Here is a 12,481-nt window from a genome sequence, read left to right as displayed (position 1 = left end):
ATTATTGAACAGCTTCTAGTAGATACTTCATTGAAAAAAACTATCCCGCAAAGTTTATACGGGATAGTTCTGTGGATTAATATTGAATTAAAGTTTTAATTGGAATATTGTTGATTTTGTTGCGGCCATTCAATTCTGTAAGCTCGATAATGAATGCTGCACCTACTACTTCGCCGCCTAATTGCTCGATTAAACGAACAGTTGCTTCTACTGTACCGCCTGTTGCAAGCAAATCATCACAGATTAAAACTTTTTGACCTGGTTTTACTGCATCTTTGTGCATTGTTAACGTGTCTGTACCGTATTCTAATCCATAATCTGCAGAAATTACTTCACGTGGAAGCTTTCCTGGTTTACGAACTGGTGCGAAACCGATTTCTAATGCATAGGCAACCGGACATCCAATAATAAATCCGCGTGCTTCAGGACCTACGATGATTTCAGCGCCAACTTCTTTTGCATATTTTACAATTTCATCAGTCGCATATTTATATGCCGGACCATTATCCATGATTGTTGTAATATCTTTAAAGCTGATGCCCTCTTTCGGCCAATTTTCAACTGTTGTTACGTACTGTTTTAAATCCATTCTTCCTATGTCCTCCTCAAGAACTCAATCGTTCATTAAACCATTGCTTAAGTTCACTGTATGTTGCATATAACAGCTTCTGCTCAAGTTCAATCTGTTGTGAACGCAATTTATATGACGGTGCTTCGGATAATGCTTTTTTCGGTGCATTTTCGTTTACTGTCGTCAAACCATTCTCTATTGTAACAAATCCTAGCTCAAAAAACACTTTTGTCATAAATTTAATTACTTCTATATTTAGTCCGATATGTTCGGATAATTGTCGAATATGTTGTTTCAAGTTAAAATCCGGACGTTTTTTCAGGAATCCGTAATACCATTTAAAGTGTTCCCTTGTCGGCATTCCATTAAAATATGCAGGTTGATCGGTATATAAATGTGCATAGATTCGTTCAATTTGTACATCTTGCAGTAGTTTCTCCAATGTGGATACATTTTCCGGCAAATCGAGTAATACGATATTTCTGTGTAATTTTTCGGCTTCTGTCCCACCTGTAAAATATATTATTTCTTTCGGAATTTCCTGTTCAAAATGTAACTTTGTCTGTTCGGAAAAAGCAATAAAATCCGTTTTTTCCACGTTAATTTTTGCAAGCCAGTTTGCTGTCTTGCTTTTCCCTCGGTAATCATATAGCTGCCATTCATTAACCCGGACATCCTGAATCATGAATTGCGGTTTTTTATTGCCCTGCCATTCATTGATTTGCAAATCCCCAACTAATGATAGAGCAACTCCATATGATATCTCATCATGTAAAGTCCCTTTGTTGAATCCAATTGCATCAAGGGAGCGATACGGATCTTCCAACTCCATCTTCAGATGATTTTCGCCGGAACCAATTTTACGCATCGATTTTACTTTTACATCCTGAATGCCAAAAACCGGCTTCGGAAATTCTGTGCCAAATGGCGCCAATTGCCGCAGTTCTTCAATCGCATCAACAGTAATTTCACTTAGCTCTATCGGCACATCAATCTGCATCTTTTGTACAAGCTGTTCTTCGGTTAAACAATGTCTGGCCTGTTCATTTAAACGTGTACGCAATGATTCCACATGCTCAATCGGTAATGTCATCCCTGCCGCCATTGGATGTCCGCCGAAATGCGGTAAAATATCACGGTTTTTCGCCAACTCATTATACAGATGGAACCCTTCAATACTTCTCGCGGAACCTTTCGCAATTGCTTTTTCATGATTAAGTGAAAGAACGATTGTCGGACGGTAATATTTTTCAACTAATCTCGATGCAACAATCCCGACAACACCAGGATTCCAGCCTTCCCCTGCTACTACTAGAACAAGGGAATCTTTTAATGAAGCATCATCATCAATCATAGCCATTGCTTCATTTGTAATGTCTTCCACAATTTTTTTCCGTTCCGTATTTTTATCATTCAATTGGGTAGCCAGTGTATTTGCCTGAAGCGGGTCTTCGCTCATTAAAAAGTGTACTCCCGGTTCGGCACTGCCTAGTCGTCCGATTGCATTCAGGCGGGGGCCAAAATAAAAGCCAACAGTTTCTTCATTGATGTCTTTCTTGTTTGCCCCTGATGCATCGCAAATGGCCTTTACCCAAGGATTTGGAGACTGCTTTAACGCCTGTAAACCGCGCTGTACTAAATAGCGGTTTTCGCCAACGAGTGGCACTAAATCGGCAATCGTCCCTACTGCCACATATTCAAATAGATGATCAGGCAACTCGCCGTACAATGCATGTGCCAATTTAAAGGCTACCCCTACGCCTGCGAGTTCTCCAAACGGATAATGACCTTCTGGCACACGCGGATGGATGATGACGTTGGCATCCGGTAAAATATCACCCGCTTCATGGTGATCGGTAATAATCACATCCATACCAAGCTCTCTTGCCATTTTTACTTGTTCAATCCCGCTTATCCCATTATCGACCGTAATAATTAAATTTACGCCATCTTCATATGCTTTTTTGAAAAGTTCTTCGTTCGGTCCATATCCATGAATAAAACGATCCGGAATAACAAAACTGACATCTGCCCCCAGATCAAGTAAAGCATTGAGCAGCACAGTTGTACTTGTAATACCATCTGCGTCGTAATCACCGTATACGAGAATCTTTTCACCGTTATCCAATGCTTGTTCAATACGCATAACCGCGTCTTCCATTCCAGCCATTAGAAACGGATCATGATACTGGGTTTCATCAATTTTCAGAAATGGCTTTGCTTGTTCTATCGATATGCAGCCACGGGCAATTAAAATTTTTGCTGCGATCGTTGAAATATTCAGCTGTTCACTAAATTGTTTTACAAGTTGCTCATCTTGCTTTGTTATTGTCCATAATTTTTGTGACTGTATCATATATATTCACTTCCTCACGCAGTTCATTATAACGGAAATCTATTGCGTTTCCCAAAGTTTCTTCCGATATTAATAGAAAAATTGATATGTAATTTCAGGAAGAGTGTTTATTAAAATAGATACATTACATTGTTATCAAACGGTTTCTTTACCGAATATGCTAAACAATTAAAATAGCTATTTGAAACGTTTTTTGCGTTTCAGATAGCTACTAATGGTAAGCATCACTTTTTGTTTACTTTTTCGGCATTTCATCATTATCCGGAATTTCTTCAGTTACAAATGCGGAAGCACCCCGTTCACGAAGCTCGTTTTTCAATCGGACAATCTCAGCATCCTTTTCATTAATCAGTACGTGTGCAGCTTCAAGATCTTTTCGAACTGCTTTCGTTTGCCTTTTCCCTCCGTACATACGGAATGCCGAAAAACAAAAGCTGATGATAAAACCGATTAATACTGACCCTAAAATAACTAATATCAATGGCCAGCGTGCTTCTGCAAAGACATAATTAACCTGTACGCTATCCACATTAACTGTAGCAAAAATGGCAATAATAATAGCAAAAATAAGTCCAACTACCAATGTCCATTGAATTTTCATATTAGTCTCCTCTCACGCTTTAGTTAAGAAATTTATTCCTTTTTTTGAAAAAGGGTAAACAAAAAACCGCGTAATTTGCAAAATGCAATTACGCGGTTTAATATTTTTAAACTTGTGGCTCGTCTGAACCCCATTGTTTTTTCTCTTTTTTCACAACAGAAGTACCTTTTTTGTCCATTTCACGGCATTTCAGTGAATACCAAACTTGTGCCGCGATACAGATTGAAGAGTAAATCCCTGTAACTAGCCCGATCAATAAAGCGATTGAGAAGTTTTGAATTGATGGAGCACCTAGGAAAATCAATGCTATAACTACTACAATAACCGTCAATACTGTATTCACGGAACGTCCCATAGTTTGACGAAGAGATTTGTTGACGATCAACGCAAGCTCTTCTTTCGTTGTAATTTTTTCGTGACGGTCAATATTTTCACGGATCCGGTCAAACGTGACAATTGTATCGTTAATCGAATAACCGACAATTGTTAATACCGCAGCGATAAACGTAATATCTACCTCTAGACGCAGCATACTGAAAATAACAATAATGAAGAATACATCATGCAGTAATGAAACAATCGCCCCAAGACCCATACGCCATTCAAAGCGGATCGCCACATAAATAATGATACCGAGTGCCGCAAGCGCCAATGCATACATTGCATTTTTCGCCAGTTCTTTTCCGACTGTATCCGATACTGTACTTAAGCTTGGCTCATGTCCGTATTTTTCGTTTACCTGCCCTTTAAAATCAAGTACTTCTTGTTGAGAGAAGTCATCTTTATATCGCATTACAGCGATTGTCTGATTATCGCCTGAAATAACAACATCCTCGTTAGCAAAACCGATTTCATCCAGATAATTCTTAACTTCTTCTTGTACTAGTGCTGTATCCGATTTAATCTCTACACGTGTACCACTTGAGAAATCGATCCCTAAATTCAGTTTGAATACACCTAGCACAACAATACCTGCAACTAAAATGATTGTAGATATCGCATAGAACTTTTTACGGTTTCCAACGAAGTCCAATTTATCAAATTTCGTTGTTAAATCCAATGAAGTGATCCCTTCATCAAGTGAATGCTGTTTCGATCTGCTAATTCCGAACCATGCCGGATTATTGAAATAGCCGCTGTTTACAAGAAGCCCCTGCAACATACGGGAACCCCATACAGCTGTTACAAATGATAGTAAAATCGAAATAATTAATGTTGTAGCGAAACCTTTAACAGAACTTGTCCCGTAGTAGAATAATACGACAGCAGCAAGTAGAGTTGTCAATTGCGCATCAATGATTGCTGATAGTGATTGTTTTGAACCTAATTTGAATGCATCTTTTACAGAATGGCCAACACGTAGTTCTTCACGAATACGCTCGGCAGTTAAAATATTTGCATCAACGGCCATCCCGATCCCTAATACGATCGCGGCAATACCCGGTAATGTTAATACAGCATTAATACCGTTAAAGACGATTAACACTAAATATGTGAATACCGATAAAGTAATAATTGAGATAAACCCTGGTAAACGGTAGTAAAGCAGCATGAACAGGAAGATTAGCAGTACGCCGACTACTCCTGCGAATACTGTATCATTTAAAGCATCTTCACCGAATTGTGCCCCAACCGATGTTGAATAAATCTCCGTTAACTTAACAGGTAATGAACCTGCATTAAGTATAGATGCAAAGTTTTTCGTTTCATCTACTGTGAAGTTACCAGAAATCATAACATCTGTAGTATTTAATACTTGTGTAACAGATGCCGCAGAAACAAATTTTTGCTCTTCAGGAGGCTTTTTGCTTTCTTCAGCGTAAGAATCTACGCCCTCTTCAAAATCCAGCCAAACAACTAATAAGTTATTCGGTGCGCCCATGCTCATGACTTTTTGCGTCACTTCTGCGAATTTCGCTGCGTCTTTCAAAGTTAAAGTTACAATTGGTTGGTTTTGCTGATCAAATGAAGGCGCTGCGCCACCTTCCTTTAAATCTGTCCCATCGAGTAAAATATTATCATTTACGTCACGGAAAGTTAAATTCGCTGTACTCGATAATAGCTCACGTGCAGAATCCTGATCCGCTAATCCTGCAAGCTGTACACGAATTCGGTCTTCCCCTTCAATTTGAATGCTTGGTTCACTAACCCCGAATTCATTAATACGATTATCTAATGCCGTAGTCGTATCTGCCAATACATCTTGGGTAATCTTTTGTCCATCAACAAGTGATTCCACTTCATAAAGTACTTCAAATCCACCTTGAAGGTCCAATCCAAGTTTTACATCGTTTAAAACCTTCTCTACCGTTGTGCCCATCCCTGTAAATAGCAATGCTACGACAAGAACGAACGTAATGATACGGTTTGCTAATTTCATTAAAAAATCCTCCTCAATATCACACGAAACGCGGTGTGATGTAAAACGTAAAAATTACCTTCCACAAACTATGTATTCATTTCAATAATTTTCTGAATCACTTTTCAAAAATAACATTCCGATAGTTTGAAAAGCACAACACTCTCATTATGAAACAGCTTATGGAAACTGTCAAATTATTACTAGATAATTTATTATATTATTCTTATTTTTCCCTACTCTTTAAGCACATGGAACAAACCTTGCAGCTCTTCATTGGAAAGCTTTAAGTTCAATTCATTGCGCTTAAAATCCTTTATTTGCATATAGCTTAGCACTTCCGAAGCAGTAGCACGGAAAATGCCGGCTGTCAGCTCATGCAATCGCATATTTTGCACATCTCTTTTGCGCCACACCTTATCAATGCAATATTTCCATAAATCCTGTTCTGTTATCGAATCATATCCATAGTAATGGAATTCCTCGATTTTGTTCGTCAATATAAGCTGTACCTTTTCGTAAAGGCTGAAAAATGGAATTTGCATGTCGATCACTCCTGAACTTAGGTTTTAACTGCGATTACTACTGCATACTTTATTGTATATGAATGAAATTAAATTGAGAAGGGAGAAAGTAGAAGTTATTTGGGCTCATTTCTAAAAGGAACATTATTTTTAATGTTTGTTATATTTATTTCAAAATGTCTTGGGTTTATGTACAGAATGCAGTTTATGCGTATTGCCGGGGAGGAAGCGGTCGGGCTTTATATGACGGCTTATCCGACATTTATATTTTTCATTTCGCTTATTCAATTAGGTATTCCGATTGCCATTTCCAAGCTGATTGCAGAATACCATGCGAAAAAGAAAACGGAACATGTCACATCCGTAATGAAAACGGCAATCAAAATTTCGGCTATTTCAATTATTTTATTTAGCCCATTCATTTATTTTGCTATTCCGTATATCGCAAAAGTGCTTTTACATAATGAAAACCTTATTTTTACTCTTTATATTAGCCTTTTCACAATTCCGATCGTAATCTTTTCAAGTTTAATAAAAGCATATTTGCAAGGTTTAGCAAAAATCGCACCAACTGCATGGGCACAGCTTCTTGAGCAGCTTGTACGGATTGGTCTCATTGTCGTATTGTTACCTTATTTCATTTCGGAATCGCCTGCATTGACAGCAGCAGCCGCTATGGGGATAACAGCAATTGGTGAGATTTTTTCATTACTGTTTTTGGCAATTTTTTATAAACGCTCGAGTAGAATGTTCAAGAAGGGATCAACAGGCACTTCCTTTACAAAACCGATTTTTAATATTGCATTGCCATCAGCCGGCAGTAAATTATTTGGTACCTTTACATGGTTTTTGGAACCAATCATTTTCTTAAAGGCACTGACGGTTTCAGGATTGGCTGCAGGCGCGGCAACTACATTGTACGGTATCATCTCAGGTGTGCATATACCATTACTCTTGTTTCCGGCTTTCATACCTGCTGCATTGGCAATTGTACTCATTCCTGCCGTTAGCAGCGCACTAGCCAGCAATAATTACCCGTTGCTGAATAAACGCATTACACATTCATTACGACTATCTTCTTTAATTGGCTGTATGGCCGCTACTGTGTTTTTCATACACGGCGATGAGTTGACTATGGTACTGTTCCATCTTGAGGAAAATCGTGGCTATATGAAAATATTGGCTCCTATTTTTTATTTTTATTATATACAGAGTCCGCTTCATTCCATCTTACAAGCACTAGATGAAGCACAGGCTGCCATGATGAATTCCATCTATGGAGGAATAGGGAAACTGTTTTTACTGTTTTTCCTTGCCTCACAACCTGCCATTCAGGAAAAAGGCGCGATTATCGCTATAGGCTTTGGCGTATTAATTACGTCCTTCTTACACATTGCTTCCATTAGGCAGCAGAAAAAGATTAATGTAGGTTTCCGCTTCTTCGTTCTGCCGTATGGTATTTTCATCCTTACTTGTTTTGTACAGCCGATTATCGCTGCCGGCATGCCGCTTATCGTAAGCGTTGCAATTACGATTGGGTTTGTCTTGCTGTTACTGTTCATTACAAAACAAATCCGTTTTAACGATTTCCATTATCTTCGTTCAATATTTTCGCGCTCGTAATTGGACAAACCACTTTCCGTCTTCATAACTGCAGTAGAATATATCGCGTATATTGGGATAACCGTTTACCAATAATTCATGAACGAGCCATTTTTCATCTTTACCAATAATTTTTAAATGTCTTTTGTCAACATAGCCATCCAAAATGAGAGGTAAAATAAATCCGCCCTGATCTTTTTGGTAAATCGATAGCTTTCCGGATTGCTCCAAAAAAGCGTAGGCAACATCCTGCACAGAGCATACTCCCTGTTCACGTAATTGCTGGAGTAAATCATCGAGATTATAGCGCTGCTTTTTCATTTCCGCTTCACAAATATATCCGTCGCGGATAACAAGCGACGGATCACCTTCAATAAAATCGCGCAGTTTTTTATTTTTTAATATGAGCCAGGAATTTAAATATTGAATCAAAAATAATAAAATTATCGGTAAAATGGCTTTAAAGAACTGCCTGTCATAATCGTCTAAGGCGATTGCAGCTACTTCAGCCATCAATACGAATATTGCCAAATCCACAATACTGAGCTCACCAACTTCACGTTTGCCCATAAGGCGGAAAACAACTAGTAAAATAATATATAAAACAATTGTTCGAAATATAATTAATGTATAATCTTCCAATTGATTCACCTCTCATACAATAGCTTGTTCGAAATTGCATGAAAAATACAAAAAAGCTTGTGGAAAATTAAAATCCACAAGCTTTTTTATGTAACGTTTAAACCGATTCTATACGGCCAATTGCTTGGCGTTCGAATTTTAAACGTGTATTTCCGTCAACTAATAAAAAGACAGTCGTATCTTCAATTGCATCTACTTCTCCGTGTAAGCCACCTACAGTAACTACTTTATCACCACGTTTTAAGCTGTTTTGCATAGTAGCAGTTGCTTTTTGACGTTTTTGTGCCGGACGAATTAAAATGAACCACATCGCAACGAACATTACGATAATCGGTAAAAATTGTACTAAACCTTCCATTTTCAAATTGCCCCCTTTCTCTATCTCTTTCTCACTTACCTAGTATAGTATAGAATTGCACGTTTTTGCGCAAAAAAACTCTTTTTTTTCTCAAAAAATTATATTGAATTTCGAATTTCGAACATATTTTTAGAAATTTTTAGCATTCGGTTTATTGTAACCGTACTTTTCAAAGAACTCTTCTTTGAAATCGCCTAGACGGTCTTCGCGGATAGCCTGACGTACATCTTCCATTAATTTAATAAGGAAGCGCAGGTTATGGTATGACGTTAAACGTAAACCGAACGTTTCTTCCGTACGTAATAAATGACGCACATAAGCGCGCGTATAGTTTTTACATGTGTAGCAGTCGCAATTTTCATCGATTGGCGTAAAGTCTTTTGCATATTTTGCATTTTTGATAACCATACGACCTTCAGATGTCATTAATGTACCGTTACGTGCAATACGTGTTGGTAATACACAGTCAAACATATCGATGCCGCGCATTGCTCCATCGATTAACGAATCCGGTGAACCAACACCCATTAAATAGCGCGGTTTATTTGCCGGCATCATAGGTGCAGTAAATTCCAATACTTTATTCATAATATCTTTAGGTTCACCAACTGATAAACCGCCGATTGCATAACCCGGGAAATCCAGCTCCACTAAAGCTTCAGCCGATTTACGGCGCAGCTCTTCATATTCTCCGCCTTGAATAATACCGAACAGTCCTTGCTCGTCAGGACGTTGGTGTGCTTCTTTGCAGCGTTTTGCCCAACGTGTTGTACGATCAACAGATGCTTCCATGTATTCGTATGTCGCAGGGAATGGTGGACATTCATCAAATGCCATCATAATATCAGAACCTAAGTCGTTTTGGATTTCCATCGCCTTTTCCGGTGATAAAAACAGCTTGTCTCCATTTAAATGGTTACGGAAATAAACGCCTTCTTCTTCGATTTTACGGAATTTTGATAATGAAAATACTTGGAAACCGCCTGAATCCGTTAAAATTGGACGATCCCAGTTCATGAATTTATGCAGTCCGCCTGCTTCTTTCACGATATCATTTCCTGGACGCAACCATAGATGATATGTGTTTGACAGAATAATTCCTGCATTCATTTCTTTTAATTCTTCTGGGCTCATTGCTTTTACTGTCGCTTGTGTACCGACCGGCATAAAAGTCGGTGTTTCAAATGAACCGTGTGGTGTATGGACAATACCTAGTCGTGCACCTGTCTGGGCACATGTTTTAATCAATTCATAGCGAATTGGTGGTTGTTTTGTTTCAGTCATAATATAAAAATCCTCTCGTTTCTAAAGTAAACACAGTACTTCGAATGAAAACACCTACTAAATTTAGTAGGTGTTGCACAAATCATTATTGTATATAGGTTTTTGTTTAATTGCAAATTACTTAGCCGGGCGGATAAACATGGCATCGCCAAAGCTGAAGAAACGGTATTTTTCCTTAACTGCCTGTTCATAAGCGTTCATAATTGTTTCCTTTGAAGCAAGTGCGCTGACAAGCATTACTAATGTCGACTTCGGTAAATGGAAGTTTGTAATCAGGCCATCGATTGCTTTATATTCATATCCCGGATAAATGAAAATATTTGTCCATCCTTGAGAAGCGACAATTTTACCGTCATTTTTCGATGCGACAGTTTCAAGTGTACGAGTTGAAGTTGTCCCTACCGATATAACTTTGCCCCCTGCTTGTTTAGCACGTTCAATTACAGCCGCTGCCTCTTCTGTCACACTGTAAAATTCAGAGTGCATATCATGGTCCTCAATCGAGTCCACACTTACAGGGCGGAATGTACCAAGTCCTACATGCAGTGTAATAAATACGACTTCAACACCTTTTGCTTTAATCGCTTCAAGTAAAGGCTGTGTAAAATGCAGACCCGCTGTTGGTGCAGCTGCAGACCCGCGCTCTTTTGCATAAACCGTTTGATAACGGTCTTGGTCATCCAACTTTTCACGGATATATGGCGGTAATGGCATTTCACCAAGCTGATCTAAAATTTCATAAAAGATTCCGTCATATGTGAATTTAAAAGTACGGCCGCCATGATCCAGCTCACCCGTACAAATTGCCGTTAATAGTCCATCGCCAAAAGTAACGACAGTGCCTGTTTTCACACGCTTTGCAGGCTTTACTAACGTTTCCCACTCATCGTCATTTGTCTGTTTTAACAGCAGTAACTCAATGTTCGCACCTGTATCAGCTTTGACACCCATTAACCGTGCCGGCAATACACGTGTATCATTTAATACAAGGCAATCCCCTGCATTTAATTCATCTAAAATATGACCGAATGTGTGATGTTCCACTTCAAGCGAGTTCGGATTTACTACCATTAGACGACTCGCTGTACGGTCCAATAGTGGTGTTTGGGCAATTAATTCCTCTGGTAAATAAAAATCAAAATCTTCTACTTTCACGTTCAAAACTTCCTTCTATTCATTTTGTGTCGGCGGATAACCGAAATGGTCGTAACATAGATTTGTCGCAATTCGACCGCGTGGTGTTCGTTGGATAAATCCGATTTGCATTAAATATGGTTCATATACATCTTCAATTGTAATACGCTCTTCCCCGATTGATGCCGCTAATGCATCCAATCCGACAGGACCCCCGCCGAAGCGTTCAATCATTGACTGCATCAGTTTATGATCAATATGATCAAGGCCACGAGGATCAACTTGCAGCAGCTCGAGTGCCTGCTCAGCCAAACTTGTGGAAACAATGCCATCTGCCAATACTTGTGCATAGTCTCGGACACGTTTTAACAATCGATTTGCAATACGAGGTGTCCCACGGGATCTGCGGGCAATTTCAAATGCCGCATGCTTATCGAGCGCAACACCGAATAATTCGCCGGAGCGGACAACAATCTCAGCGAGAGACTGCTCATCATAATATTCCAAGCGCGATAATACACCGAACCGATCACGAAGTGGAGCAGATAAAGCACCCGCTCTCGTTGTTGCACCGACGAGTGTAAATGGCGGCAATTCCAATCGGATCGAACGGGCTTCAGGACCTTTTCCGACAACGATATCAAGACAGAAGTCTTCCATTGCAGAATAAAGCACTTCTTCAATCGCTCTAGGCAGGCGATGAATTTCATCGATAAAAAGTACATCCCCTGCTTCAAGGGAGCTTAAAATCGCTGCTAAATCCCCAGGCCGTTCAATTGCAGGACCGCTCGTCATCTTTACATTTACATCCATCTCATTTGCAATGACGATCGCTAACGTCGTCTTCCCTAAACCTGGTGGACCATAAAGGAGAACATGGTCAAGACTTTCCTGACGTAGCTTAGCGGCTTCGATAAAGATTTTAAGGTTTTCTTTCACTTTATCCTGGCCTATGTATTGCGCTAGACGTTGTGGTCTTAAAGATAGCTCAAACTGCTGCTCGGCATCTGTTGCTTCACCAGAAAGTACACGGTCTGACATGATTCTCAC

General features: G+C 39.2%; 11 protein-coding genes. 1 reads left to right on the top strand and 10 read right to left on the bottom strand.

Annotated elements, in window-relative coordinates; genetic code table 11:
• Positions 1-76 precede the first annotated feature (76 nt).
• The 5 genes from ACQKN3_RS01560 to ACQKN3_RS01540 form a co-directional block, all read right to left on the bottom strand.
• Entirely contained in the window at positions 77-589 is a 513-nt protein-coding gene (locus ACQKN3_RS01560) for an adenine phosphoribosyltransferase (RefSeq protein ID WP_008407673.1), read from the bottom strand.
• A 16-nt stretch (positions 590-605) separates the two neighbouring features.
• On the bottom strand, positions 606-2,927 hold the full coding sequence (gene recJ / locus ACQKN3_RS01555; protein ID WP_427708905.1) for a single-stranded-DNA-specific exonuclease RecJ: 2,322 nt from the start codon (positions 2,925-2,927) through the stop codon (positions 606-608).
• A 235-nt stretch (positions 2,928-3,162) separates the two neighbouring features.
• A complete protein-coding gene (locus tag ACQKN3_RS01550; protein WP_427708903.1) occupies positions 3,163-3,528 on the bottom strand; it encodes a LapA family protein in 366 nt (121 codons plus the stop codon).
• Between the two features lie 106 nt (positions 3,529-3,634).
• Positions 3,635-5,908 carry a protein translocase subunit SecDF gene (secDF, locus tag ACQKN3_RS01545; RefSeq protein ID WP_427708901.1) on the bottom strand — a complete coding sequence of 758 codons (2,274 nt, stop codon included), beginning with the start codon at positions 5,906-5,908 and terminating at the stop codon, positions 3,635-3,637.
• 215 nt (positions 5,909-6,123) lie between these two features.
• Positions 6,124-6,432, bottom strand: coding sequence for a post-transcriptional regulator (locus tag ACQKN3_RS01540; protein WP_251686690.1), 309 nt, complete (start codon positions 6,430-6,432; stop codon positions 6,124-6,126).
• 132 nt (positions 6,433-6,564) lie between these two features.
• Between ACQKN3_RS01540 and ACQKN3_RS01535 the strand changes: the two genes are divergently transcribed.
• Complete coding sequence (locus tag ACQKN3_RS01535; RefSeq protein WP_251686689.1) at positions 6,565-8,034, top strand: putative polysaccharide biosynthesis protein; 1,470 nt, start codon at positions 6,565-6,567, stop codon at positions 8,032-8,034.
• On the opposite strand, the gene ACQKN3_RS01530 is transcribed toward ACQKN3_RS01535, so the two are convergent.
• The 5 genes from ACQKN3_RS01530 to ruvB form a co-directional block, all read right to left on the bottom strand.
• The gene (locus tag ACQKN3_RS01530; protein WP_251686688.1) at positions 8,014-8,655 is read right to left on the bottom strand and encodes a DUF421 domain-containing protein; all 642 of its coding nucleotides are present in this window, start codon (positions 8,653-8,655) and stop codon (positions 8,014-8,016) included. The two genes, ACQKN3_RS01535 and ACQKN3_RS01530, sit on opposite strands and share 21 nt — an antisense overlap.
• Before the next feature lie 97 nt (positions 8,656-8,752).
• Positions 8,753-9,013: a preprotein translocase subunit YajC gene (yajC, locus tag ACQKN3_RS01525; RefSeq protein ID WP_251686687.1), complete on the bottom strand. Its 261-nt coding sequence runs from the start codon at positions 9,011-9,013 to the stop codon at positions 8,753-8,755.
• A gap of 129 nt (positions 9,014-9,142) precedes the next feature.
• Complete coding sequence (gene tgt, locus ACQKN3_RS01520; RefSeq protein WP_251686686.1) at positions 9,143-10,297, bottom strand: tRNA guanosine(34) transglycosylase Tgt; 1,155 nt, start codon at positions 10,295-10,297, stop codon at positions 9,143-9,145.
• 117 nt (positions 10,298-10,414) lie between these two features.
• Positions 10,415-11,452 (bottom strand): tRNA preQ1(34) S-adenosylmethionine ribosyltransferase-isomerase QueA, encoded by a 1,038-nt coding sequence (gene queA / locus ACQKN3_RS01515; RefSeq protein WP_427708897.1) that lies wholly within the window; start codon positions 11,450-11,452, stop codon positions 10,415-10,417.
• A 15-nt stretch (positions 11,453-11,467) separates the two neighbouring features.
• The gene (gene ruvB, locus ACQKN3_RS01510) at positions 11,468-12,472 is read right to left on the bottom strand and encodes a Holliday junction branch migration DNA helicase RuvB (protein ID WP_427708895.1); all 1,005 of its coding nucleotides are present in this window, start codon (positions 12,470-12,472) and stop codon (positions 11,468-11,470) included.
• Positions 12,473-12,481 lie beyond the last annotated feature (9 nt).

This window comes from Solibacillus sp. NPDC093137, assembly GCF_050280445.1.
GTDB classification, from domain to species: Bacteria; Bacillota; Bacilli; order Bacillales_A; family Planococcaceae; genus Solibacillus; species Solibacillus isronensis_B.
Note: the sequence above shows the minus strand (reverse complement) of the source record. Positions and strands in the feature narration are given on the sequence as shown.

Bases quoted from the DNA above. Each gene is read 5' to 3' on its own strand.
- ACQKN3_RS01560 (WP_008407673.1), bottom strand. From the start codon at position 589: ATGGATTTAAAACAGTACGTAACAACAGTTGAAAATTGGCCGAAAGAG.
- recJ (WP_427708905.1), bottom strand. From the start codon at position 2,927: ATGATACAGTCACAAAAATTATGGACAATAACAAAGCAAGATGAGCAA.
- ACQKN3_RS01550 (WP_427708903.1), bottom strand. From the start codon at position 3,528: ATGAAAATTCAATGGACATTGGTAGTTGGACTTATTTTTGCTATTATT.
- secDF (WP_427708901.1), bottom strand. From the start codon at position 5,908: ATGAAATTAGCAAACCGTATCATTACGTTCGTTCTTGTCGTAGCATTG.
- ACQKN3_RS01540 (WP_251686690.1), bottom strand. From the start codon at position 6,432: ATGCAAATTCCATTTTTCAGCCTTTACGAAAAGGTACAGCTTATATTG.
- ACQKN3_RS01535 (WP_251686689.1), top strand. From the start codon at position 6,565: ATGTTTGTTATATTTATTTCAAAATGTCTTGGGTTTATGTACAGAATG.
- yajC (WP_251686687.1), bottom strand. From the start codon at position 9,013: ATGGAAGGTTTAGTACAATTTTTACCGATTATCGTAATGTTCGTTGCG.
- tgt (WP_251686686.1), bottom strand. From the start codon at position 10,297: ATGACTGAAACAAAACAACCACCAATTCGCTATGAATTGATTAAAACA.
- ruvB (WP_427708895.1), bottom strand. From the start codon at position 12,472: ATGTCAGACCGTGTACTTTCTGGTGAAGCAACAGATGCCGAGCAGCAG.